This is a genomic window from Bradyrhizobium sp. HKCCYLRH1034 (genome assembly GCF_051168375.1).
Taxonomy (GTDB): Bacteria; Pseudomonadota; Alphaproteobacteria; order Rhizobiales; family Xanthobacteraceae; genus Bradyrhizobium.
This window is the reverse complement of record NZ_JBNPUW010000021.1, coordinates 1-23,388: the sequence shown is the minus strand read 5'-3', so window position 1 is coordinate 23,388 and position 23,388 is coordinate 1. Positions and strand designations below refer to the sequence as shown.

At 65.3% G+C, this 23,388-nt stretch carries 26 protein-coding genes and 1 riboswitch; of the genes, 13 read left to right on the top strand and 13 right to left on the bottom strand.

Features of this window, described 5'->3' with window-relative positions; translation table 11 throughout:
* Positions 1 to 5 precede the first annotated feature (5 nt).
* From cobW to ACQR0W_RS32175, 3 genes are read right to left on the bottom strand one after another with little or no spacing between them, the layout of a single operon-like run.
* On the bottom strand, positions 6 to 1,043 hold the full coding sequence (gene cobW, locus ACQR0W_RS32185; RefSeq protein WP_315718434.1) for a cobalamin biosynthesis protein CobW: 1,038 nt from the start codon (positions 1,041 to 1,043) through the stop codon (positions 6 to 8).
* Positions 1,044 to 1,063: 20 nt separating this feature from the next.
* Complete coding sequence (locus tag ACQR0W_RS32180) at positions 1,064 to 1,459, bottom strand: DUF1636 domain-containing protein (RefSeq protein ID WP_316171918.1); 396 nt, start codon at positions 1,457 to 1,459, stop codon at positions 1,064 to 1,066.
* Positions 1,460 to 1,462: 3 nt separating this feature from the next.
* Positions 1,463 to 2,095, bottom strand: a complete 633-nt coding sequence (locus ACQR0W_RS32175) for a HupE/UreJ family protein (RefSeq protein ID WP_316166981.1) — start codon at positions 2,093 to 2,095, stop codon at positions 1,463 to 1,465.
* A 119-nt stretch (positions 2,096 to 2,214) separates the two neighbouring features.
* Positions 2,215 to 2,407: riboswitch (cobalamin riboswitch) on the bottom strand.
* Between the two features lie 34 nt (positions 2,408 to 2,441).
* On the opposite strand from ACQR0W_RS32175, the gene cobU reads away from it, so the two are divergent.
* From cobU to ACQR0W_RS32160, 3 genes are read left to right on the top strand one after another with little or no spacing between them, the layout of a single operon-like run.
* The gene (cobU, locus tag ACQR0W_RS32170) at positions 2,442 to 2,978 is read left to right on the top strand and encodes a bifunctional adenosylcobinamide kinase/adenosylcobinamide-phosphate guanylyltransferase (protein WP_316171917.1); all 537 of its coding nucleotides are present in this window, start codon (positions 2,442 to 2,444) and stop codon (positions 2,976 to 2,978) included.
* A gap of 16 nt (positions 2,979 to 2,994) precedes the next feature.
* A complete protein-coding gene (gene cobO, locus ACQR0W_RS32165) occupies positions 2,995 to 3,603 on the top strand; it encodes a cob(I)yrinic acid a,c-diamide adenosyltransferase (RefSeq protein ID WP_315718430.1) in 609 nt (202 codons plus the stop codon).
* Between the two features lie 4 nt (positions 3,604 to 3,607).
* On the top strand, positions 3,608 to 5,101 hold the full coding sequence (locus ACQR0W_RS32160; RefSeq protein ID WP_315718429.1) for a cobyric acid synthase: 1,494 nt from the start codon (positions 3,608 to 3,610) through the stop codon (positions 5,099 to 5,101).
* On the opposite strand, the gene cbiB is transcribed toward ACQR0W_RS32160, so the two are convergent.
* Positions 5,088 to 6,059 (bottom strand): adenosylcobinamide-phosphate synthase CbiB, encoded by a 972-nt coding sequence (cbiB, locus tag ACQR0W_RS32155; RefSeq protein WP_315718428.1) that lies wholly within the window; start codon positions 6,057 to 6,059, stop codon positions 5,088 to 5,090. The genes ACQR0W_RS32160 and cbiB overlap by 14 nt on opposite strands.
* A gap of 37 nt (positions 6,060 to 6,096) precedes the next feature.
* Here cbiB and cobD point away from each other — a divergent pair, with 37 nt between their 5' ends.
* Positions 6,097 to 7,128, top strand: coding sequence for a threonine-phosphate decarboxylase CobD (cobD, locus tag ACQR0W_RS32150; RefSeq protein WP_316171916.1), 1,032 nt, complete (start codon positions 6,097 to 6,099; stop codon positions 7,126 to 7,128).
* Here the strand turns inward: cobD and ACQR0W_RS32145 are convergent.
* The 3 genes from ACQR0W_RS32145 to cobT are packed head-to-tail and all read right to left on the bottom strand — an operon-like array spanning position 7,125 to position 9,489.
* Positions 7,125 to 7,844 (bottom strand): adenosylcobinamide-GDP ribazoletransferase, encoded by a 720-nt coding sequence (locus tag ACQR0W_RS32145; RefSeq protein WP_316171915.1) that lies wholly within the window; start codon positions 7,842 to 7,844, stop codon positions 7,125 to 7,127. The two genes, cobD and ACQR0W_RS32145, sit on opposite strands and share 4 nt — an antisense overlap.
* Complete coding sequence (locus ACQR0W_RS32140) at positions 7,841 to 8,434, bottom strand: histidine phosphatase family protein (protein WP_316171914.1); 594 nt, start codon at positions 8,432 to 8,434, stop codon at positions 7,841 to 7,843. Before ACQR0W_RS32140 ends, ACQR0W_RS32145 begins: the two co-directional genes overlap by 4 nt.
* Entirely contained in the window at positions 8,434 to 9,489 is a 1,056-nt protein-coding gene (gene cobT, locus ACQR0W_RS32135) for a nicotinate-nucleotide--dimethylbenzimidazole phosphoribosyltransferase (protein ID WP_316171939.1), read from the bottom strand. The genes ACQR0W_RS32140 and cobT overlap by 1 nt, the downstream gene beginning before the upstream one ends.
* 143 nt (positions 9,490 to 9,632) lie before the next feature.
* On the opposite strand from cobT, the gene ACQR0W_RS32130 reads away from it, so the two are divergent.
* Together ACQR0W_RS32130 and ACQR0W_RS32125 are read left to right on the top strand one after the other, a co-directional pair.
* Positions 9,633 to 11,990 carry an Orn/Lys/Arg decarboxylase N-terminal domain-containing protein gene (locus ACQR0W_RS32130; RefSeq protein ID WP_315828437.1) on the top strand — a complete coding sequence of 786 codons (2,358 nt, stop codon included), beginning with the start codon at positions 9,633 to 9,635 and terminating at the stop codon, positions 11,988 to 11,990.
* Positions 11,991 to 11,998: 8 nt separating this feature from the next.
* Positions 11,999 to 12,571 (top strand): GNAT family N-acetyltransferase, encoded by a 573-nt coding sequence (locus ACQR0W_RS32125; RefSeq protein ID WP_315828438.1) that lies wholly within the window; start codon positions 11,999 to 12,001, stop codon positions 12,569 to 12,571.
* A 9-nt stretch (positions 12,572 to 12,580) separates the two neighbouring features.
* Here ACQR0W_RS32125 and ACQR0W_RS32120 read toward each other — a convergent pair whose 3' ends face one another.
* On the bottom strand, positions 12,581 to 12,793 hold the full coding sequence (locus ACQR0W_RS32120) for a hypothetical protein (protein WP_315754543.1): 213 nt from the start codon (positions 12,791 to 12,793) through the stop codon (positions 12,581 to 12,583).
* A gap of 431 nt (positions 12,794 to 13,224) precedes the next feature.
* On the bottom strand, positions 13,225 to 14,274 hold the full coding sequence (locus ACQR0W_RS32115; protein WP_316171913.1) for a hydroxyacid dehydrogenase: 1,050 nt from the start codon (positions 14,272 to 14,274) through the stop codon (positions 13,225 to 13,227).
* 149 nt (positions 14,275 to 14,423) lie between these two features.
* Between ACQR0W_RS32115 and ACQR0W_RS32110 the strand changes: the two genes are divergently transcribed.
* From ACQR0W_RS32110 to ACQR0W_RS32100, 3 genes are all read left to right on the top strand, one after another.
* A complete protein-coding gene (locus ACQR0W_RS32110) occupies positions 14,424 to 14,975 on the top strand; it encodes a thiamine pyrophosphate-binding protein (RefSeq protein ID WP_315754547.1) in 552 nt (183 codons plus the stop codon).
* Positions 14,972 to 15,571: a thiamine pyrophosphate-dependent enzyme gene (locus ACQR0W_RS32105; protein WP_316171912.1), complete on the top strand. Its 600-nt coding sequence runs from the start codon at positions 14,972 to 14,974 to the stop codon at positions 15,569 to 15,571. Before ACQR0W_RS32110 ends, ACQR0W_RS32105 begins: the two co-directional genes overlap by 4 nt.
* Before the next feature lie 130 nt (positions 15,572 to 15,701).
* A complete protein-coding gene (locus tag ACQR0W_RS32100) occupies positions 15,702 to 16,055 on the top strand; it encodes a VanZ family protein (RefSeq protein WP_315718418.1) in 354 nt (117 codons plus the stop codon).
* Positions 16,056 to 16,107: 52 nt separating this feature from the next.
* Here ACQR0W_RS32100 and ACQR0W_RS32095 read toward each other — a convergent pair whose 3' ends face one another.
* Entirely contained in the window at positions 16,108 to 16,497 is a 390-nt protein-coding gene (locus ACQR0W_RS32095; protein WP_315718467.1) for a DUF1236 domain-containing protein, read from the bottom strand.
* A gap of 991 nt (positions 16,498 to 17,488) precedes the next feature.
* Here ACQR0W_RS32095 and ACQR0W_RS32090 point away from each other — a divergent pair.
* From ACQR0W_RS32090 to ACQR0W_RS32075, 4 genes are all read left to right on the top strand, one after another.
* Positions 17,489 to 17,953 (top strand): hypothetical protein, encoded by a 465-nt coding sequence (locus ACQR0W_RS32090; RefSeq protein WP_315754551.1) that lies wholly within the window; start codon positions 17,489 to 17,491, stop codon positions 17,951 to 17,953.
* Positions 17,954 to 18,302: 349 nt separating this feature from the next.
* Positions 18,303 to 18,722: a hypothetical protein gene (locus tag ACQR0W_RS32085; RefSeq protein WP_315754553.1), complete on the top strand. Its 420-nt coding sequence runs from the start codon at positions 18,303 to 18,305 to the stop codon at positions 18,720 to 18,722.
* Positions 18,723 to 18,825: 103 nt separating this feature from the next.
* Entirely contained in the window at positions 18,826 to 19,287 is a 462-nt protein-coding gene (locus ACQR0W_RS32080; RefSeq protein WP_315754555.1) for a hypothetical protein, read from the top strand.
* 229 nt (positions 19,288 to 19,516) lie between these two features.
* A complete protein-coding gene (locus ACQR0W_RS32075; protein ID WP_316171911.1) occupies positions 19,517 to 20,920 on the top strand; it encodes an ABC transporter substrate-binding protein in 1,404 nt (467 codons plus the stop codon).
* A 171-nt stretch (positions 20,921 to 21,091) separates the two neighbouring features.
* On the opposite strand, the gene arr is transcribed toward ACQR0W_RS32075, so the two are convergent.
* The 3 genes from arr to ACQR0W_RS32060 all read right to left on the bottom strand — a co-directional run bounded on the left by arr (position 21,092) and on the right by ACQR0W_RS32060 (position 23,140).
* Entirely contained in the window at positions 21,092 to 21,505 is a 414-nt protein-coding gene (gene arr / locus ACQR0W_RS32070) for an NAD(+)--rifampin ADP-ribosyltransferase (RefSeq protein ID WP_316171910.1), read from the bottom strand.
* 122 nt (positions 21,506 to 21,627) lie between these two features.
* Positions 21,628 to 22,260 carry a glutathione S-transferase family protein gene (locus ACQR0W_RS32065; protein ID WP_316171909.1) on the bottom strand — a complete coding sequence of 211 codons (633 nt, stop codon included), beginning with the start codon at positions 22,258 to 22,260 and terminating at the stop codon, positions 21,628 to 21,630.
* Positions 22,261 to 22,555: 295 nt separating this feature from the next.
* The gene (locus ACQR0W_RS32060) at positions 22,556 to 23,140 is read right to left on the bottom strand and encodes a HEAT repeat domain-containing protein (protein WP_316171908.1); all 585 of its coding nucleotides are present in this window, start codon (positions 23,138 to 23,140) and stop codon (positions 22,556 to 22,558) included.
* Between the last annotated feature and the right edge of the window lie 248 nt (positions 23,141 to 23,388).

Genomic DNA, 23,388 nt, shown 5'->3' with positions numbered 1-23,388 from the left:
GGTGACTATCCTGTGATCAGGCTCTGGATGGCAGCGGCATCGAGGCCGCGCTCGCCGATGATCACCAGCCGCCCCTGCCGCGATTCGCCCGAGCGCCACGGGCGCTCGAACTGATGCTGGATGCGGCTGCCAACGGCCTGCACCAGGAGGCGCAGCGGCTTGCCGGCGACTTCCACGAACCCTTTCACCCGCAACACATCATGTGCGTCGACGGCGGCCGCGATGCGGTCGACGAGCGCATCGGGCGAAGCCTGCGCCGGAACGTCAAGCACGAAACTCTCGAAATCGTCGTGATCGTGCTCGGCCTCGTTGTCGTGATGCGACGGCCGGGCCGCGAGATCGTCCTCCGCGGCGGCACCGAGCCCGAGCAGCACCGAAGCCGACAGCCTGCCGTGCTCCGTCGCGATCACCTTGACGGCACGCTGCACCTTCGCCGCGATCTCGGCGGCGACGTCCTTGCGCTGCTCCTCGCTCATCAGGTCGCTCTTGTTCATCACGACGAGATCGGCGCACAGCAGCTGGTCCTCGTAGACCTCCTCCAGCGGATTGTCGTGATCGAGCGACGCATCGGTGGCGCGCTGCGCGGCGAGCGCTTCGGGATCGTCGGCGAAGCGTCCCGCGACCACCGCCGGACCATCGACGACCGCAACGACGCCGTCGACGGTGACGCGCGTCGCGATCTCGGGCCAGTTGAAGGCCTGCACCAGCGGCTTCGGCAGCGCCAGCCCCGAGGTCTCGATCACGATATGCTCAGGCGGCTCCTTCTGATCCAGCAGGCTCCTGAGCGCGGGGACGAAATCATCGGCAACGGTGCAGCACAGGCAGCCGTTCGACAGCTCGACGATGCGATCCTCCGGACAATCCGGCACGCCGCAACCCTTCAGGATGTCGCCGTCGATGCCGACATCGCCGAACTCGTTGACGATGATGGCGAGCCGGCGACCGTTCGCGGTCTCGATCAGGTTGCGCACCAGCGTGGTCTTGCCGGCGCCGAGGAAACCGGTGACGATGGTGCAAGGCGTCTTGGCGAACGACTTCGTCATGGCGATACGATCTCTCGTTTTCAGCGTGGCGCTGACAGCGCAGGCACGCGCGCGACGGTGTTCTTGCGAATGTATTCGGGACGCTCGCGCCAGGCCGGCAGGCCGGCGTCATGGCGCTGATGCAGTTGCGCAAATGTCAGCACATCCCGCGCATGCAGATCGGGATCGAGGGCGCCGAGCACATAGGTCCATTTGCCCGGCGCCGTCACCGCAACCGTGCACGCACGATTGCAGTTCGACAGACACTCGACACCGACAACGGTGACACCGGCGCGCTGCGCGGTCGGCAACGTCTCGATCGCGGCGAGCAAACGGGCTCCGGCCCGCGGCTGATCAGGCGGCGTAGGTTCCGTCGCCTGCGAACGGCAAGTGACGCAGACGAACAGCGTCGTCTCATCAGTCTCTGATGCGGTCATCAATCAGCCGATCACGCCGGCCGCCGTCGCCGCGGCGACCCCACCCACCAGCACGATGGCAGCGCCCGCGAGCCGCAGCGCCAGCGGCGCAGCCGCTTTGGCCTTCGCCGACAGCAGCCTGGTGCCAAGGAACGCGCCGGCGGCGATGATGGTCTGGATCACGAGCAGACCGACGAGATAGGCCCCGAGCGGGGTGTTCTCGGCCCCGACGATCGATTCACCCAGCGCATATCCATGGACGAGGCCGGTCACGGCGAACAGGCCGGCGACGGGCAGCACACCGAAACGGCCACGCATCACCACCACCAGCCCAACCACGACGGTGGTCAGGCCGACCAGCAGCTCGGCAGCCGGGATGTTGGCCTTGGCCACATGAAGGCCGACGCCCGCGATCATCGCGGTGGCGAAGGCGAGCACCGGCGCGAAGCCGCGGCCCAGAAGCGCTGCAACGATGCCCGCGCCCACGATCGCCGCCAGATGGTCGATTCCGATGACAGGATGGCCGAGGCCGGACAGCATCCCCTGTGCAAACGTCTGCGGCAGCTTGCCCCCCATCATGTGATGCGCGAAGGCGGGATCGGTGGCGAGCAGCATCAGGCTCGCGGCTGCAAAGGTCGTGGTGCGGGTCAACTTCATGGCCGTCTCCGTCGCTTGCCGGCTCCCCAGAGGACCGGACGATGCGCTGCATCCGACGGCACCCCGCCCATCCCGGCGGGATCAGAACCAGCATCGCGACTCCCCGCGCGACGGGTCGGCCAACAGCAATATCGACGGCAGGTCTCCTGGCTCTCGGGTCACCGCATGAAGCCACCTTCCCGGTTTCCCAGTGGTGTCTTGGCCTCACACTCGCCGATTACAGTTGCGGGGGCAGCCACGGCCTTGGGTCAAGAACCCGCACCGTGTTCCCTAAATCTCTCCTTTCGGAGAACCGTCATCTGTTAGATACGGGTCGCACCAAAGCCCGTCAATCGGAATCGTCCCCATGGTCCCCGCCCCGCCGCATCCCGCCCTGCCGCGCCTGACGCTGGTGCTCGGCGGTGCGCGCTCGGGCAAGAGCCGCCATGCCGAGGCCCTCGTCACCGCCCTTCCGCCGCCTTGGACCTATGTTGCGACCGCGCAGGCCTTCGACGCCGAAATGACCGACCGGATCGCCCAGCACAAGGCGCGCCGCGCCGAGGGATGGCAGACGCTGGAGACGGCGCATGATCTCGCGGGCCTCGTCCGGTCAAGTGGAGAATCGGGCGTACCGATGCTGATCGATTGCCTGACGCTCTGGCTCAGCAACGTGATGCTCGCCGACATGAACGTGGCGGCAAGATCAGCCGAGCTGATCGACGCGCTCAGGAACTCGCATGGCCCGATCGTGGCCGTGTCCAACGAAGTCGGACTGGGCATCGTGCCGGACAACGCGCTCGCGCGCGCCTTTCGCGACGCCCAGGGGCGACTGAACCAGGACATCGCGGCCTTAGCGGATCGCGTGATCCTGATGGCGGCGGGACTGCCGCTGACGTTGAAGTGACGAGGAGACAATGCCGATGACCGGAAGCGCCGACGATTCACGCCACAAGGCGAAGATGGAGAACCGCAAGGCGGTGCAGGATGCCGAGGTCGCCTCCAAAACCGTGGAGAAGGGCCTGCTGATCGTTCACACCGGCAAGGGCAAGGGAAAATCGACGGCGGCGTGGGGCCTGATGCTGCGCGCACTCGGCCGCGGCTTTCGCATCGGCGTCGTGCAGTTCGGCAAAGGCGCGTGGGAAACCGGCGAGCGCAAGGCGATCGAGAAGTTCGGCGATCAGGTGTCGTGGCACACGCTCGGGGAAGGCTTTACGTGGGAGACGCAGGATCGTGCGCGCGACGTCGCCGCGGCCGAGCGCGCCTGGGCGAAGGCTAAGGAGCTGATGGCGGATCCGTCGATCCGGCTGCTCGTCCTCGATGAGCTCAACATCGCGCTGCGCTACGATCACCTTGATATCGCAGACGTCGTCGCCACGCTCGCAGGGCGCCGTCCCGATCTGCACGTCGTCGTCACCGGGCGCAACGCCAAGCCGGAGCTGATCGAGGCCGCCGATCTCGTCACCGAGATGAACCTCGTGAAGCATCATTTCGCGGCCGGCGTGAGGGCGCAGGAAGGCATCGAGTACTGAGCTCATGAGCGCGCGGGCCATCATGTTCCAGGGCACCGGCTCCGACGTCGGCAAATCGCTGATCGTCGCGGGGCTCGCGCGCGCGCTGACATTGCGCGGCCTCAAGGTGGCGCCGTTCAAGCCGCAGAACATGTCGAACAACGCCGCCGTCACCGCTGATGGCGGCGAGATCGGCCGTGCCCAGGCGCTGCAGGCGCGCGCGGCGCGGCGGCCGATGACGGTGCACATGAACCCGGTGCTGCTGAAGCCACAAAGCGAGATCGGGTCGCAGGTCGTGGTGCAGGGCCGCGTCATCGGCACCGCCAAGGCGTCCGCCTATCAGGCGATGAAGCCGCAACTGATGGCGGCCGTGCTCGACAGCTTCCATCAACTCGCGGCGGATGCCGACATCTTGCTGGTCGAAGGCGCAGGCTCCGCCTCCGAGATCAACCTGCGCGGCGGCGACATCGCCAACATGGGTTTCGCGCAGGCGACGCAGATTCCGGTGGTGCTGATCGGCGACATCGATCGAGGCGGCGTGATTGCGAGCCTGGTCGGCACCAAGACGGTGATCGCGCCCGACGATGCCGCGCGCGTGGCAGGTTTCCTCGTCAACAAGTTTCGCGGCGACCCCGCCTTGTTTGCGTCGGGCATGAACGAGATCGCGCAGCGGACGGGGTGGACATCGCTCGGGCTCATTCCGCATTTTTCGGATGCGCGCCGCCTGCCAGCGGAGGACGCGCTTGGCCTGGCTGAACGCGGATCATCGGGAGGACAACGGCCGAAGGTCGTCATCCTCGCCTACCCGCGCATTTCCAATTTCGACGAGTTCGATCCGTTGCGGCTGGAAGATGGAATCGATCTGCAGTTCTTGCGGCCAGGCACGCCGATCCCCGGCGACGCATCGATGGTGATCCTGCCGGGCTCGAAGGCGACGATCGCCGATCTCGCCGCCCTGCGTGGCGCCGGCTGGGACATCGATCTTATCGCGCATCTTCGCCGCGGCGGTCGCGTGCTCGGCATCTGCGGCGGCTATCAGATGCTGGGGCGCGTGATCAGCGATCCCGATGGGCACGAGGGTGCAGCTGGTTCCGTCGCGGGACTTGGCCTGCTCGACGTCGAAACGACCCTGACCGATGACAAGGCGTTACGCGAGGTCCAGGGCACGCTGACGCACGATAAGCTCTCGTTCCGCGGCTACGAGATGCACATCGGCCGCACGGAGGGACGGGCGACACAGCGCCCCTTCCTGACCTTCTCCGATGGCCGGCGCGATGGCGCCATCGCGCCTGATGGCCTGGTAGCCGGCTGCTACGTGCATGGCCTGTTCGCCGACGACGGCCTGCGCAGCCATTGGCTGCGCGGCCTCGGCGCGACGACCAGCGGCCTCTCCTATGAGATCGATGTGGACACGACGTTGGATGCACTCGCGGCGCATCTCGAGCGCTACGTCGACGTTGACCGTATCCTGGCATTGGCGAGCAAGCCCGCGCCGCCCGTGGCGGCTACAGGATCCTGACCAGGACGAGTCCTGCGACGACCAGGGCCTGAACCAGACAGGCCAGCCGATACAGCCGCAAGGCCTGCCGGATGTCGGACGCGTCGAGATCGGCGCGCCCGTCGCCCATCCAGGCATCGGTGACGAGATGACCGTGATAGACGCGCGGCCCCGCCAAGCGCAGTCCGAGCGCACCGGCCATCGCCGCTTCGGGCCAGCCGGCGTTGGGCGAACGGTGCTTCGACGCATCGCGTGCAACGGCTCGCACCGCGGCCGAAGCCGAGGCGCTCGGGATGCAGGCCGCGGCGGCTGCGATCCACAGCGCGGACAGGCGCGAGGCCGGCAGGTTGACGAGATCGTCGAGCCGCGCCGCCGCCCAGCCGAACGCGCGGTGACGGTCCGAGAGATGACCGATCATGCTGTCGGCGGTGTTGAGAGCCTTGTAGATCAGGATGCCCGGCAGCCCGCCGACGACGAGCCAGAACACGGGCGCGACGACGCCATCGGAGAAGTTTTCTGCCAGGCTCTCGACCGCGGCCCGCGCAACGCCGGCTTCATCCAGCCGATCGGGATCGCGGCCGACGATCATCGAGACGGCTCTGCGGCCGCCCTCGAGCCCCTCCTGCCCCAGTCCCTCTGCAACCGCGGCGACATGCGTGTCGAGACTGCGCTGGGCCAGCAGGCTGCTTGCCGCCACACCAAGGATGATGGTTGCGACCGGTTCGCCGACGAGCGCCTGCATGACCCATGTTGCGGCGAGACCGGTGGCCATCATCCCCGCGACGAGCAGGCACACGAGCGCAATGCCGCGCGCGCGTCGTGCGGCAAAGCCGTCTGCTGCCCTGTTCCAGCGGCGGTCCCCCCATGCTATCAGCGCGCCCACCCACATCACGGGATGACCGATCCGCTGCACCAGGACCTGGGGATAACCGACCGCCGCCTCGACGAGGAGCGCCGTGAGCGCGAGAGAGACGAACATCGATCTCCGCTGAAGGAAAGACATGTAAAGGAAAGAGATGGACGACAGAGCGACTAGCATGCGCGCGGACGAGCCGGAAGCGATCCTTCACGGCGGCGATCTCGCTGCGATCAGCCGTCGCTATCCGGATGCGCCAGCGCCGTGGATCGATCTGTCGACCGGAATCAACCCGATCCCCTATCCCGTGCCGGCGATCCCGGCTGAGAGCTGGGCGCGTCTGCCTGGCAAATACGAGAATGACGCTTTACGCGCAGCGGCCGCGGCTCGCCATGGCGTGGCAGAGCCCGACATGATCGTTGCCGCGCCCGGCACGCAGGCGCTCTTGCAGATCCTGCCCAGACTGCGCCCACCCGCGACCGTCGCCGTGCTCGCGCCGACCTATGAGGAGCATGCGCTGTGCTGGCGCCGTTGCGGTCATCGCGTCAGTCTGGTCGATGATCTCGATGCGCTCGCTGGCGCCGATGTCGCCGTGGTCGTGAATCCCAACAATCCGACCGGCCGCCTGCTGCCGCGCGACGCACTGGTCAGCATCGCAGCGGGGCTGCGCCGGCGCGATGGTCTGCTGATCGTCGACGAAGCATTCATCGATCTTTATCCCGCCGATGCCAGCCTGGCAGCCGACTTGCCGCCGGCGACGATCGTGCTGCGCTCGTTCGGCAAGGTTTACGGCCTTGCCGGCGTCCGCCTCGGTTTCGCGATCGGCTCCGTCGACATTGTACGGCAACTCCGTGATGCGCTCGGGCCTTGGGCCGTGTCCGGACCGGCGCTCGCGATCGGAACGACGGCGTTGGCGGATGAAAACTGGTTGCACCAGACACGCGCCCGTCTCGCGAAGGATTGTTCGCGCATTGACGATCTTCTGAGCATGGCCGGCTGCGCGGTCCTCGGCGGCACGCCGCTGTTCAGACTGATCACATCGCCGAGCGCGCCTGACATTGCCGAGCGGCTCGCCCGCCATGGCATCCATGTCCGGCGTTTTCCGGCTCAAACAAGCTGGCTGCGCTTCGGCCTGCCGGGCCATGAGACAGGCTGGCAGCGGCTGGCGCAGGCGCTCGGCAGCGCGTCCTAGCCGAGAACGCAGGCGGCAAGCAGCAGCGTTTCCGTGACCTCGATGCTGGCGCCATGGCAATCGCCGGTGATGCCGCCGAGCCGCCATTGCCAATAGAACGCGATTCCCGGAACCAGAGCGATCGCGATCAGCGTCGGCACCGCACCGGCCAGCGCGCCGATCGCGAGCGCGCCGCCCCAGGCGACGATGACGTTCCAGCCGACGCTGTTCGAGATGCTCGCCCCCAGCCCTGGCTTCAACGACAGCAGGGTCTTATTGCAGATCAAAGTCCCCCAGCGTGCCCAGGCCGGGATCAGCACCAGCGCCCAGGCCGTCGGGCCCGTCGCCAGCTCGGCGATCAGCACCAGCTTGGCGGCGATCTGCAAGCTGATCGCGACGACGGCAAAGCTGCCGGCATGGGGATCGCCCAGCACGGCGATGAAGCGTTCCGGCCTGCCATGCGAGGCGCCGAACGCGTCGGCGACGTCGCCGAGCCCATCGAGATGCAGCGCGCCGGTGATCCCGATCCAGGCGACCAGCACGGTCAGCGCGACGATCCAGGGATCGGCATCATGAAAAAGGCGGGCGACCAGCGCCAGACAGGCGCCAATCACCAGTCCGGCTGCCGGAAACCAGACCGACGCCCGTGCAAGATCGTCCGGTCGCGACTCAGCGACCCGCGGTGTCGGCAGCCGTGTCAGGAACTGCAATGCGATCCAGAATTCACGCAGACTCATGGCTGGATGATCTCGACGATTTCGCCCCAAGATACACCATCACCGCCCTGCCCGGCTTCGAGCGTGATCCGCGTGCCGGGCCGGATGCGCAGGCTCCACAGCTGGCGCAGCGGCCAGCCGAGCAGATGCGAGAGCGCTGCGCGCATGGCGCCGCCATGCGCAACCACCAGAACCGGCGCAGGCTCGGGCCGGGTAAGGATACGATGTGTTGCGCGCGCCACTCGCGCCTGCAAATCGGACCAGCTCTCACCGCCCGGCGCCCGGACCTCAGCATCGGCATGGAAGGTGTCGAGCAAGGCTTCGCCTCCGGGCTCCGCGGCGATGTCGCGATGCGTCCGCCCGTCCCAGAGGCCGAAATCGAGCTCGCTCCAATCCGCGTCGATGTCCAGCGCGCAGCCGGTCAGCCGGGCATAATCCTCCGCTGCCGCACGTGCGCGCGCCAACGGCGAGCTGACGACGCTGCGCCAGATCCGACTCCGCGTCTGCCGCCGGAATTGATCCCAGCCGGGCTCGCTGAGCGGCGGGTCGGTGCGGCCGTCGAGATGGCCGTCCCGTCCTGTCGTCCCGTGCCGCAGCAGATCGATCCGCATCAGGACTTGGCTCCCGAGACGGCGGCCTCCGCAAAGGTGGCCATGCCCCCGTGGAGCGCGCAGGCCAATCGGATGATCGGCAGCGCAGTGGCGGCGCCCGAGGCCTCGCCAAGCCGCAGATCGAGGTCGATCAGCGGACGGGCACCGAGCGCGTCGAGCACGATGGCGTGGCCGCGCTCGGCCGAGCGATGCGAGAACAGCAGCCACGGACGGCAGGAGGGATTGAGGCGGACGGCGACCAGCGCCGCGACCGAGACGATGAAGCCGTCGACCAGCACCGGCCAGCGCCGCTGCGCGGCGGCGACGATCGCGCCGGCCATCGCAATGATCTCGAAGCCGCCGACGGCAGCCAGGACGTCCGCGACGGCCGCTCCCGCCGTGAGCCCGTGTCGCCCCAACGCATCGGCAATCACCGCAGCCTTCCTCGCCCGCCCGGCGGCGTCGAGCCCGGTGCCACTGCCGACGATGTCCGCGGGCGCGCATGACAGCAGCGCGGCGGCGATGGCTGCCGCCGACGTCGTGTTGCCGATCCCCATCTCGCCGAAGATCACGAGCTGCGGCGCGTGATCGGCCTGCCGCGCCACCGCGCGCCGTCCGGCGTCGGCCGCGAACGCGACCTCCTCCGGCGTCAGCGCCGCCCCGGTGCTGAAGTCGCGCGTGCCGCGCCGCGGCTTGTCGACGACGACACCGGGCACCGGCTCATCCGCCAGCGTACCGACATCGACCACCTCGAGCGGACAGCCCAGGCTGCGCGCCAGCACCGAGATCGCCGCGCCACCGGCCGCGAAGTTGTGCAGCATCTGCACCGTCACTTCCGGCGGATACGCCGACACGCCCCGTGCCGCGATGCCATGGTCCCCCGCGAACAGCACCACCGGGACCCTATCGGCCCCCGGCCGCTCCAACGCCTGCAGCGCCGCCAGCTCGACCGCCACCTGCTCCAATCGCCCAAGGGCGCCAATCGGCTTGGTCAACTGGGCCTGGCGTTCCAGCGCCGCCTGCCGATGGAGCTCGGACGGGGCCACACAATCAAGGCTGATCCATTCGGGAAGCACCACGGATCCTTTCAGCATCACTCGGGTTCAGGACGATTGCCACTGCGAGGCGGCCGAGACAAGCTCCGTGAGGCGCCCTATTGTCATCGAACCGTCATCGAACGTGACGACAGGTGGCTGCCCACGCAGCCCGAAAGACTCTCATGGAATACTTCCGCCGTTTCACCTTCTTGTTCGCCGCGCCCGTCTTCGAGACCGACGACCTTGCGGGCGTCCGCTTCAACCAGATCATCGAGGAGATCCAGCGCTCGGGCTTCGAGGTGGTGCGCGCCCGCAAGCTGGAGGACGCCGAGATCGCCGTGCAGACGGATGCCGCGATCGGCTGCATGGTCGTCGATTGGGGCAAGAAGGGCCTGGAAGGCAAGACGGCGTCGCTGATCAACCTGATGCGCCGTCGCGGACTGGACTTCCCGATCATCCTCCTGATCCGCCGCAAGCGGTTCGAGGATCTGCCGGTCGAGGTGCTCGACTTCATCGACGGCTATGTCTTCCTGTCGGAGGAGACGCCCGCCTTCATCGCCAAGAACCTGGTCAGCCGGCTGAAGCAATATGCCGAGACACTGAAGACGCCATTCTTCGGCGCGCTGGTCGACTACGCCGAGGAAGGCAACCAGCTCTGGACCTGCCCCGGGCACAATGGCGGCGTGTTCTATAGCCGCAGCCCGATCGGCCGGGTCTTCGTCGAGCATCTCGGCGAGGCCGTGTTCCGGGACGACCTCGACAATTCCGTGCTCGATCTCGGCGATCTCCTGACCCATGAGGGGCCGGCGCTGCGCGCGCAGAAGGAAGCGGCGCAGATCTTTGGCGCCGAGAAGACCTATTTCGTCCTCAACGGTACCTCGACCTCCAACAAGGTCGTGCTCGGGGCCCTGGTCACCGACGGCGACCTCGTGCTGTTCGACCGCAACAACCACAAGGCCGCCCATCACGGCGCGCTGCTGATCTCCGGCGGAGTCCCGATCTACGTCCCAACGGTTCGCAACCCCTGGGGCCTGATCGGCCCGATGCGCTGGGATCTGCTCGATGAGGAGCACCTCCGGCAACAGATCCGCGACAACCCGCTGGTCAAGGATCCTGACGCCTGGCGCAAGCCGCGCCCGTTCCGCGTCGCGGTGGTCGAGCAGTGCACCTATGACGGCACGATCCACAGCGCCGAGATGATCCTGAAGCGGATCGGGCACCTCTGCGACTACATCATGTTCGACGAGGCCTGGGCGGGCTTCATGAAATTCCACCCGCTCTACGCCGGCCGCTTCGCCATGGGCCTCGGCGATCTCGGGCCCGACGCTCCCGGCATCATCGCCACGCAATCGACCCACAAGCAGCTCGCGAGCTTCTCCCAGGCATCGCAGATCCACGTCAAGGACCGCCACATCAAGGGGCAGCGGCGGCGGATCGAGCATCGCCGCTTCAACGAAAGCTTCATGCAGCACGCCTCGACATCGCCGTTCTACCCGCTGTTCGCCTCGCTGGACGTCGGCGCACAGATGATGAAGGGCCGCTCCGGTGAGGTGCTGTGGGACGACACGATCCGGCTCGGCATCGAGTTGCGCAAGAAGATCCGGGCGATGCGCCGCGAATTCGAGGAGAAGGAGAAGGATCCGGCGCGGCGCTGGTTCTTCGAGCCATTCGTTCCGGATCGCGTATCGATCCCCGATGCGGCCAATCCCGGGGCTAGCCACGACGTGGCCTGGGAGGCGCTCTCGACCGACCAGCTCTCGACCGATGCCGCGCTGTGGCAGCTCGCGCCCGGGGCGGCATGGCACGGCTTTCCGGATCTCGCCGCTGGCTTCACCATGACCGACCCCAACAAGCTGACCCTGCTGACCCCCGGCTTCGATCGCACCACCGGCGGCTATGCCGATCACGGCATCCCGGCTCCGATCGTCGCGCAATATCTGCGCGAGAACCGCATCGTGGCGGAGAAGAACGACCTCAACTCGTTGCTCTTCCTGCTGACGCCGGGGGTCGAGGCGAGCAAGGCCGGAACCCTGATCAGCGGTCTGGTCGCCTTCAAGCGGCTCCACGATGACAACGTGCTGCTGGAGGACGCGATTCCGGAGTTCACCCGCAAGCGCTTTGCGCGTTACGGCAAGCTGCGGCTGCGCGACCTCTGCGCCGAGATGCACCGCTTCTACCGCGAGGCCGAGGTGAGCGCGCTGCAGGCGAAGCAGTTCCAGCCGCAGCACTTGCCCGAGATCGCGATGTCGCCGCGCGAGGCGGCGCGTGCGTTGATGCGAAACGAGGTCGACTACCTGCCGATCGACCAGATCGCCGGGCGCATCGCGACGACGCCGTTCGTGGTCTATCCGCCGGGCATCGCCACCATCGTTCCGGGCGAACGGCTGTCCGAACGCGCCCAGCCGATGATCGATTACCTCAAGATGTTCGAGCGGGCGTTCAACGCCTATCCCGGTTTCGACGTCGAGATCCAGGGGCTGTACAAGGAGCTCGACGAGTCCGGCCGGATCCGGCTCCATACCTATGTCTGCGCAGAGTAATTCGAACCATGGACAGCGCGATCACGGCTCGCGAGACCGAGCCGCCGGTCCTCGTCAGGCCGTCACGCGACGAAGATGTCGAGGCCATGCTCTCGATCTACCGGCGGCACGTCCGCCGCGGGGTCGAGGACAGCGCCGCCGGTTCCGGGGCGCCCGAGCCGGACGATCTCAAGCAGCGGCGCAAGAATCTGCGCAATCATCGGCTGCCACATCTGGTCGCGACATTCCGCGGCGAGGTCGTGGGCTATGCCTATGTCGTCCTGTTCAGGAAGCGGCCAGCCTATCGGTTCGCGGTCAAGCATTCGATCTATGTCCACCATGAGCATCTCGGCCGTGGTGTCGGCCGGCTGCTGATGCAGGCGCTGATCGATGCTTCCGCAGCGGCCGGATATCGCCAGATGATCGGCTATATCGACGCCGACAACGTCGCCTCGCTCGGCATTCATGAGCGCTTCGGGTTCGCCAGGGTGGGGCTGCTTCCGGGCGTCGCCTACCGTTACGGCCGCTGGTGCGACACCGTGATGGTGCAGCGCTCGCTGGGCCCCGGGGCCAGCGACGCACCGGCTGGGCTGCGCCGCTGAGCCGCAGGGTCAGGAGGGAAAGTCGGCCGCCTTCACCTCGATGCGGTCGGCATGCAGCGACCAGTCGCGCAGCTCCTGCTGTTCGCAGAACCGGGACTTTGCGATCTCTGCGGCTTCGCCTTCGCTCTCGGCCTCAACCTCCAGCGTGCTCTGGCAAATCTCGCACTGGCGGCCGTTCTCGCCCAGCACGTCCTTCATGAAATGGATGACATAGCGCGACATGCAACCTCCTGTCTCTCACGGAGTGCTCGGAGGTGATGTTACCGCGCTTCCCAGCTCGCTGTTGACCGATATCAAGCGGTCGCTGCAAATATTTGACGCAGCTCGTGGAACCGGCGCTCAGGCACCGACCGAAGGCAGGCTCGCCGCGGCGATTGCGACGAACTGCGAGACGGCGCGACGGACGCGGCCGTGGGTCGACTTCAGGATCGCGTTCAGCCTGCGCATCGGACCAACTTCCCTTCCGCGCCGAGCGAAAAACGTGGCCTAAGCTCATGGCGCCACAGGAAAAATGATCAGCCTCCATCGTGCTGTCGAGACAGCTCGGAAAATAGCAATGTCCGCTTCGCGGAAGCCGCCCGGGAGAGAAGATTTGTCGCCACCTCGCGGCTTGCGACGCATGAAATCTTCTCCTCGCAATTCCCCTCTCCCGGCTAGGCGGGTGTCACTCCGAATGCCTCGCGGAAACGGGCGCTGTAGCGCGGCCAGGCCTCGGGGTTGATGAGGCGCGGCGGCCGCCCGCCGTCGAGCGCGGCGAGCAGTTGCTCGGCGGCGATCCGGCCCATGTTCTGCCGCGCTTCGCGAGTCACGCCGGCCGTATGGGGACTCGCCAGCACGTTGTCGAATTGGAGCAGCGGATGGTCCGGCGGCGGCGGCTCCTTGGCCCAGACGTCGAGGCCGGCGCCGGCGATGCGCTTTTCGCTGAGGGCGGTGAACAGCGCCTCCTCGTCATGGATGAAGCCGCGGGCGGTGGTGACGAAATAGGCGCTCGGCTGCATCAGTGCGAACTCGCGGGCACCGATCATGCCCCGGCTCTCCCTCGTCAGCGGGCAGTTGATCGAGACGAAATCAGAGCGCCGCATCAGGTCATCGAGTTCCACCTTCTCCGCGCCGCGTGCCGCGATCTCCTCCGGCGAGAGATACGGGTCATAGGCCAGCACCGTCATGCCGAGGAGGCCGCGGCACAGCTCGGCAACCCGGCGGCCGACATGGCCAAGCCCGACGATGCCGATCGTCCGCCCCTGCACCTCGTTGCCGATCAGATCGTTGCGGTTGACGTCGCGCTCCCGGCGCAGCCGGCGGTCGGACTGGATGATGCGCTTCGACAGGGTCAGCATCATGCCGAGCGTGTGCTCGGCCACCGAATGCGCGTTGCCGCCGGACTGGTTCACGACGAGAACGCCGGCCGCGGTGCAGGCGTCGACGTCGACCGGGTCGTATCCGGCCCCGTTGCTCGACACGACGAGGAGGTTTGGGGCGCGGCGCAGCAGGTCTGCATCGACATGGAAGCGCGGCGCGAGCTCGTCGCGGGCCGCCCCGATCTGGTAGGCGTGAGCCACCGCGAGGATCGGCGCCGTCTCGGCCTCGGAGCTCTCGTTCTCCAGCCGGTCGAGCCGGACGTCGGGGCGTGCGGCGAGCAGCTCGCTGAAGATCGGGTGGGCCAGATATTTGACGTAGAAGACGCGCTTGGAATTCGCGGCCATGAACAGGCGACCTCCTGGTGTCTTGGTTCTTGATGTCGGACTTGAAAGGCGGATGCCTGACCGGCCGGGCCGGCATGTTGACAATCGTCCCGGTGCCGTCAAGCTCAGCGCCAACAGCGCCCCCATCAGGGACGACCGGAGGAACAGCAATGGCCGCCGATGCCGATGCGGCGCGATCCGCAAGCACCGTGCCGAATTGGCACGAGATCGTGCTGCAGACCTTCAAGCGCAACGCCGTCGACCTCATCCCCTACGTTCCCGACCGCGTCCTGACGCCGCTGATCCACAGCCTGCACGACGATCCGTTCTTCACGACGTTTGCGACGGCGCGCGAGGAGGAAGCGGTCGGCATTCTCGCAGGCGCCTGGATGGGCGGGCGGCGCGGCGCGCTCCTGATGCAGACATCGGGCTTCGCCACGCTCGCCAACGTGCTGGCCTCGCTGGTCGTGCCCTGCCAGATCCCGCTGATCATGATCGTGTCCGAGCGTGGCACGCTCGGCGAATTCAACTACGGCCAGTCGCTGGTGTGCCGAACCATGCGCCCGGTGCTCGACGCGCTGGCGATGGAGCATCACACCACGACGCGCCTCGACGAGCTCGAATTCATCATGGACCGCTCGATCAAGCAGGCGGTGGCGACGCAGGCGCCGGTGGCGCTCATCCTGTCGCCGCTGCTGACCGGCGGAAAGGTGTTCGCATGAGCGCGACCATCAGCAACACCAAGATCATGAACCGCACCGACCTCACCTGCCGGCTGGTCGCGAAACTCAAGCACGAGGAAGCTGTCATCGGCGGCATCGGCAACACCAATTTCGATCTGTGGGCGGCGGGCCCGCGGCCGCAGAATTTCTACATGCTCGGCAGCATGGGGCTTGCCTGTCCGATCGCGCTCGGCGTCGCCCTGGCGCAGCCGCAGCGCCGGGTGTTCGCGCTCGAGGGCGACGGCTCGCTGCTGATGCAGCTCGGCTGCCTGACCACGATTGCGACGCTGGCGCCGAAAAATTTGGCCATCATCGTCATGGACAACGGCATCTACCAGATCACCGGCAGCCAGCCGACCTCGGCCCGGCAGGCCGACATTGTCGCCATTGCCGCCGGCTGCGGCATTGGCGCCAGCCATTGGGCTGTAGACGAAGAGGATTTCGAACGCTTGATCGATCTTGCGTTCGAGGCGCCCGGTCCGGTGCTGATTGCGGCGAAGATCGACGACAAGCCCGGGATGGGCGCCACGAGGCGCGATCCGGCCCAAATCCGCGAGCGCTTCATGCAGGGTCTGGGAGTCCGGCAGCCGATCTGAGGCGCCTGACGAAAGCTGTCTGCGGTACGATGGGAAGGCCAACGTCCGGCTTCCGAGCCGCATTAACTACACCGGTGCCTCAAGCGACCGTGACCCCGGTTCGTGGCCCGGAACGTGCTAAGCAGCGTCCATGAAGATCGCGATCCGCCTCTCGGCCTGGCTGCTCGCCGCAGCCGTTGCCTTCGCAACGCTGGGCCCGCCCAGCTATAGGCCCCATTCGCAGCTTGGACAGGACGGCGAACACGCCCTCGCCTTCATCCTGATCGGCCTTGCGTTCGGCCTCGCCTATCGCAGTCATCGGCTGCTGACCACCGGGATTGCGGTGATCCTGATCGGTGCACTCGAACTCGCGCAGTTCCTGGCGCCAGGGCGTCACGCACGGCTGGAAGACTTCGTCGTCGACGCCGCGACCGCCTGCATCGGATTCGGCCTGTCCGCGGCCATCGACTGGCTCATCCGACAGATCCGCACGCAAACCGCATGACAAGAGGCCCCGCCGCTGATGCGACGAGGCCCCTGCCTGTCAGAATGTCAGATCACTCGATGATCTTGATGACGCGGCGGGTGCGCGGATCGACGATCACGCGGCGATCGTTCACGACGGCATAGCGATACTCGGTGTAGCGCGGTACCGGACGCAGTTCGACGGTGGCGGGCAGCGGCTCGCCGACCACGACACGCTCATGGACGACCACCGACGGCGCGCGCTCGGCCTCGATCGAGTTGATGACCGCGTTCGGAATCTCCAGGCCCGCACCGACGGCAGCGCCGACCGTGCCACCAACCATGGCGCCGACCGGACCGGCAACGGCGCCGCCGGCCGCAGCACCATTGGCGGCACCTTCGACGGTCGTGGACTGGGCGAACGCAGCGGTCGACGCCAGCAGCGAGGTGGCGATCAGCGAAACGGCAAGACGGGTTCTCATCATTGTCTCTCCTCCAGTGCTTTCGAGATGCCGTTCAACACCAAGGGATCGCCTGCAGTTCCGGTTCCAAATGGCCGAAACTTCATCATGCCAAGGGAACCATCATGCCAAGGGAACCAAACCTCGAACTCTTCACCATCGTCGGAGATGATGGAGAGATTGCTCAGTTGCTATCCACGTTTCAAACAACCGCGCGCAGGTTCGCACTCTCGCGGCGGATCACGCCCGAGTCCCGCGATCGACGGCCCTCCGATGAATCGAGAGGGCGCAGGGAATGCCGGGTGAAGGCCTCACCCATGGCCCGCCTGCTGAAAGAATGCAGGCGGCAGGTACCACAGGTTCAGCCGATCAACCGGCATTCCCTGCGCGGCAGTCTTAACGCTTCTTTCGCGCTCTCCTCGGGGACCGGCTGATTGACCCCGTCGCCCGCGCGAGGGCATGAGCCCTCGTCGCGCGCTTGACCTCGGCACCGGGAGGCCAGGACCACACGACTTCGCGTCCGTGCTGCGTCGTTCGTCCACATGCGCGTAAGCGCATGCTGCGACACCTCACGGCCACCGCATCCCTGCCCCACGTGTCGTGACGATCGCGCGCTACGCCCCTCTCGGCGAGACAGGATGCGCACATCATGCACGATTTCTGAAAAATGGAAAGCGATTTCTTGGCGTCGCAGCGATGTGCGCGAGATCAGCTTGATTTCGTGGACGAATTCGATTCGTCCGATGCGGCGTGTCGTAGCCCTGACGGCGCGCGTTTCAACCACGTGCGCACAAAGTGCCCAGACTGATTTGCCCGACGAGCGCGTGCAACCCTTGTCCTTCGGATCGCTTCTGGCCCGTCACGACCTTCCCGGTCGATGGCGGCGATGTCCGCGCTGGAGGCCACATCGGAGCAAATCGTGGAATGGTCGGCAGACAGCTCTTGACCAAAGTGGAACCGGCAGCCGTTATTGCGCAAAGCGATGGAGTTCGATCGATCGGATGATGGACAGATGAAGCTGGTGAGGGTGACGCTGGTCGCAGCGTTCATGCTTGGGAGCATGCAACCGAGTCATGCCGCCGTGCGCATTGTTTTTGATCAGGGCGGGCGGATCGGAAACTACATCGACAGGTTCAAGGTTTTACGCGACTTCGGCGCGTCCGTCATCATCGACGGGATCTGCGCCGGCGCCTGCACGCTCGTGCTGGCGTACATTCCCCACGACAGCATCTGCGTGACCCCAAGAGCCGTATTCGGCTTCAGGGTCGCCGACAATCCTGGGCCCGATGGGAAGGCTATTCCCAACCCTGAAGCCACGCAGATGCTCTATGATCGTTACCCACCCGCGGTCAGGCAATGGATTACGCGGCACGGCGGCATGACCGCGCGCGCGATCTACCTCCGCGGCCGGCAACTCCAAGCGCTGTATCGGCCCTGCACCACCGATGTCGAAGGTGGACGCGGCCAGCCACGGTAGCCAATGCCCACGGATGATGCTGCGCCGGGTCACCATGACGAGGCGATCCCGCAGTGGCCGGGCTCGAGGCCACCCAAGAGTTCTCGGATTCAAATCCCGACTCTGAAGCCGAGCCGCGTCTTGAATTGCTAGAGGACTGTAAACGCGCCGGTGATTTTGACGGCTTTACGCCTCAACGGCAGCTTGCGTTTTGTCGGCGATATTACGGGCTCACCTCGTGAAGCTGCCATGTCTGCTTCGGACCATGTCGGACCTTCCCGTCTGCGGGGCAGGTCCGTTGTTAGGGTCGAATCGGAAGCAAGCGGTCGGGCGCGTGGAGGGCGCGTTTGCCCCATTGCCGACATCAATGATGGCTGGCACTATTGTCGTAATGACGAACGACTGGCTTGCAGACATTGTGATTGTGAATGAGAGCCGCGACGAGGCCACGGCTGGCGACGTCTCCGTCTTTCGGAGCGCGGGAGAGGCTCGCAATTGTCTGGAGCATTGGTGGGTCGATCGCAGTGAGGGATTTGCGTTCACCGCCGCCGGACATCGCCTCACACTTGGTGTGGACGAGGAGAGAAGAGTAATTGTCACCCGCCAACAAGACGCGCCGGCCGGCACGGAGCTGGTGCGGGGTTGGCTGCGCGCCCAAGCCGCTGCCGTTTTGGATGTGCGAAGGAGCCGGGCGAGAGAAGGCAAAGCGACGCTTAGCCGTTCCGAGGAACAAGGGCTGCTTCCCACGTCCGTTGAGGGACTAATCGCCTACATCGGATTCAACACGTGACATCCGCTCATGACCCACAGCGGTCATTTGCCATTGGCCATGATGGATGGCAGGATTCGCCACGGGGTCGCGGTGTCCGTATTGCCTACCTGAGAAAAGTCCGATGGTAGATGACCTTCAAGTGGAAATGTTACCTCCGATCCGTGGGGGAATGGTGCTGCGGTTCTCCTCGGGCTCGCAAAAATTCGAGGCCGACTTCACAACGCGCGTTTTTCCTTTCTTCGAAGCATTTTGTGATGCGATTCGCGTTTTGTATGATGGCTTCCTAGACGATAGAATCCGCCTTCTAATAGGCGCATCTGAGTGCGATCTGTGCCTGCAAGCTGCGGCTCAATCCTCGCAGGCTGTCCTGAAGATAAATCTCTGGCCGGATCACAAGCGCAGCGCCTTAGTCCCGGAGCCGACTGTGTTCAAATTCGCCGGTGCGCGGCAGGAAATTATATCGCCGTTTGTCGCAGCTCTCAGGCACGTGCGAGCTAATATAACCGATGCGAACTTTAAGCGGGAATACGGGGCGCCCTTCCCAACATCGGCGTATGCCGCTTTGATGCAGCGTGCACAATGACCGAATTTGGCCCTTTCCGGACCTTCCGGAGTGGCGCTGAGAATGTCCGCTCTCGGGCCCGATCGGAATAGGCGCCGGAGTGCCTAAGGGCCCCTTTTGACCCCAAGCGACCCACCAAGGCTTGCTTTCATCAACTCTCGCCAGCCGACGGAACATTCCGGGTTGACACCGGTTCGCCCAAGTTCCAGTGCGCTTGGAGCCGACACGCGTTTTCTCAAGGGGTCCGCTGATGTCATCGTCCGATGTGGTCAGGAGTGCTCACGACCGCCGTCAACGAAGGCTGCTGATCGTGTTGGCCTTGGGATTTGTCGCCTTTGGCGCCGCTGCGGCCGGCCTGTTCTACGTCTTGCAACCCGAGACTCTCCGGATCGCCGTCGGACCGGCGGCGAGCGACGACCACAAGGTGGTCCAGGCGATGGCCGACGCCTTCGGTGAGGAAAGCAGGACCGTCCGGCTCTCCCCGATCACGACCGGCGGAGCGGCTGAATCCCTGGCCCTGCTGGCCGCCGACAAAACCGATCTGGCCGTCGGCCGCGGTGACCTCGGCATGCCGCCCGACGCGCAAACGCTGGCGGTCCTGCGCAAGAACTATGTCGTGCTGTGGTCGCCCTCCGGGCGACGCGGCAGCGAGCCCAAGCAGAAGGCCGGCGGCAAGATCGCAGATATCGCCCATCTGGCAGGTCACAAGGTCGGCATCATCGGGAGGACCGGAGCAAACGTCGCAGTGCTCCAGACCATTCTGGAGGGGTCCGGCGTGCAACCCGATAAGGTTGCCACGGCTCAATTCGGGACAGACGAGATCGAGAAGCTTGCGCAAGACCCCACCCTCGATGCGTATCTCGCCGTCGGTCCGCTCGACAGCAGGATCACGGTGGACGCCATCACCGCGACCTCCCGAGCCCGCGGAGCTCCGACGTTTCTTCCGATCGAAGCATCGGAGGCCATTGCCCTGAAGCATCCGCGCTACGAGGCCGAGGAAATTCCAGCCAGCGTCTTCAACGCGAAACCGGCCTGGCCGGAGGACAAGGTCGACACGATCAGCGTCAATCACCTGATCCTGGCCAAGAAGGAGCTTTCAGAAGCCAAGGCGGCGGCCTTCTACCGGCAGCTTTTCGCGGTCCGCGACACGATCACGCAAGGCCTCGCCGGCGCTTCGCACATCACGAAGCCCGATACCGAGAAGGAGACCGAGCCTTCCGTACATCGAGGCGCCGCGGCGGTGATCAACGGCACGGAGCGAACCTTTCTGGACAAGTACAGCGATTATTTCTGGTTCGCCTTGCTCGTACTTTCCGGCATCGGTTCGGCCGCCGAATGGCTGCGCCGCTATCTGAACCGGGATGAACTGGAGGACGACACCAGCGGCCGCAACCGCATTCTTGCGGTGGTTTCGGAGGTGCGCAATGCCGGCTCGGAACACGATCTGCTGAGCTGGCAACGAGAGGTCGACGGGATCGTCGCCGAGACACTCAAGGGCTATGACGATGGAGCCATCGAACCAGAGGACTTGGCGGCATTCGGCCTGGTCCTCGAACTCTTCAACCATGCCGTCGCCGAAAGGCGAGCGACGCTGCCGAGCGGCGCCCCCGATCAATCATGGACGCCAAGTCCAACCCTCGCCTCTCGGCGATAGGCTCGGCTCATGAGGAGGAGATTTCGTGCGTCGACACCAGTTCGAACGCACCTTGCCACCGGACTTTTTCGATGTTCTGGACGGAGGGCGCCGCGTGGCGAGCGCGTCGCAGCATCCGCAAACAGCCATCGGGCGCGACGGATCGACGGCAGTGCGATGCCGCCGCGCCGTTCAGTCGATGATGCCCGGCCCTTCGGTCATTGCGCGCGCAACGCCCTCCTTCATCTGCCTCACCACATCCGGCGCGTGCCCCTGCCAATGAACGACCTCGGCAATGACGCGCAGCGGCGCGCGGGATCGATGAGACCGCGTCGGATTCCCCGGGAACTTCTTGTCCGTTAGGTTCGGGTCGTCAACGAACGGACCTGTGGGCTCGACGACGTAGATCCGTCCCCGTCCGTCACCGGCAGCCAACTCGGCGCCCCAGATCGCCGCATCCAGCGTGGCCGTGAAGTAGACCCAGGACATCGGCTCCGCCTCGGTGAAGTTGGACGTATGGCCGACAGCGATCAGGTCGCCCGGCCGCAGATCGGCGCGCGTGCCGTGGAAGAAGGATTGCGCAAACACGGTCGCAACAGATGACATCGGTGACCTCGGATCGGTTTCCAGCACTCGTCATCTGCCGCGGAGCGACGGTCGAATGCAAATGATCGTTTCGTCTGTTGAAGACATTGTCGGCGACCTACTCGCCTCTCTCGTTCCGCAACCTAGCTGGTCCACCAGCGCCGCGTGGCCTGGCACGTCTCCAGCGCCCGCTGGTAGCCGGCGCGGACTCGCAGCCGGGTCATGTATGCTTGCTCCGCATCACCGAACACCACACCGACGTTCTTCCGCGCCATCTCGAGCGCGTAGCCCACCGAAATGTCCGCCGCGGTGAACGCATCGCCGGCCATGTAGGGCCCGCGCTCCAGCCGTCGCGTCACCAGGCTCAATCGGGTCGTGAACACGTCCATCGCCTGCCGCGCGCTCCAGTTGTTGCGCTCGCTTTCAGGCGCAAGGTGCCGGGCTCCCGAAACGAAATAAAGCGAGGCTGCGAGGCCCGCCTCACCGAGGTGGAGAAACTGCTGATAGGCAGGAAAAGCAACATCATGTGCCGTGGGCGCCAGCGCTGTCGGCCCATACCGCCCCAAGATGTACTCCATGATCGCAACGGACTCGACCATCGTGACGTCGCCATCGCGGATCGCCGGAATGAATCCGGCGGGATTGATCGTCAGGAACTCGGCGTCGTTCTCGACCCCGGCCAGGAGATCCACGTCCCGCAGCCGGTACGGCAGCCCCATCTCTTCGAGCAACCAGACGACGCGGAAGCCTCTGCCCTCTCCGAACACAGTGATCATCGCTCGCAATCTCCTCCGTTGTCCGCTCCCAGGACGGCCCTCCGTTCGTCAGCCCGACATGCGGCCGGAGATTTTCTCAGCGGCTCCTCGAACTCCGGCTTGGCGCAGCACATCGTGATCAGACTCGAAGATGAAAAGACGCACTAAAGATGTCGGCGGCTAGCCCATCCCAAACCGTCCAAACAGGTGGGAGCACAGCCCGCTTTCAGGTCTGAAGCAGAAGCAGGCGACCAAGGCCCTCAATGGCTGCATTTGGCCCGCAGCGGGCATCCTAAGCCTACGAAACGAGCTGGGATCAGCGGCTCGAAAGTGTTTGGATAGCCCGCCAGGCTGCCTTTCGAACGTGACCGTCGACGTCCGAGGACAGCTGTGACAACACTGGTAGAATGTCAGGGACTGAAAACTTCTCGGCTAACTCGCAAGCCCATTGCCGGTGTCGGGCAAGCTCATCAACTTGGAATGCATCGAAAAGCGTTCGCCAATGGGCAGACTGGGCTCGCTGCCGCAGGACCCAAGCAGCTTCGCGCCGAATTTCATTTTCCGAGGCGTCGTTGTAGATGCGAAACACCGTCGGAAAATCTGCATCGACCCAGATTGTACCCAGCGTGCGAATAGCGGTTTGCCGTGTCGCTTTGGATGGATTTGCCAGTAGAGCTACCACAAGCTCGTGCGCCTCTTGCAAATCCCATTGTGCGACGACTTCACACGCTGTGCGCACAACGTATTCTGATGGATCACGGAGAGCCCTCAAAATGATAGAGCGCAACTCGCGCCCATGTGGGTGACGTCCGATTGCATCAATAGCCGCCCGTCGTTCAAATTGATCTTCGAGTCCGGCTGCGTTGGCCAGTGCCTTTAGTGCCGCCGCACCTTCTTGCAAGGCGAGTTTGCGTATGACTTGGTGGGTAGTCGGCGGGTGCGCGCCGGAGGGCGAATTGCAGGACACGACAGCGTTCCAATGTAGGATTGTTCTACTGTTGCACCAAGCGGGGCAGTTCTGCAATTGGCCGATTCCGTTGAAAAAGTCGCCAGTTGCGACGCAGGGATATCAGTGATTCAGTCTGTCTAGTTGGCAGGACTGAAGGTCATGATGGGGCATCGGCAAGTCGAACAGGCTGCGTTGTTCTA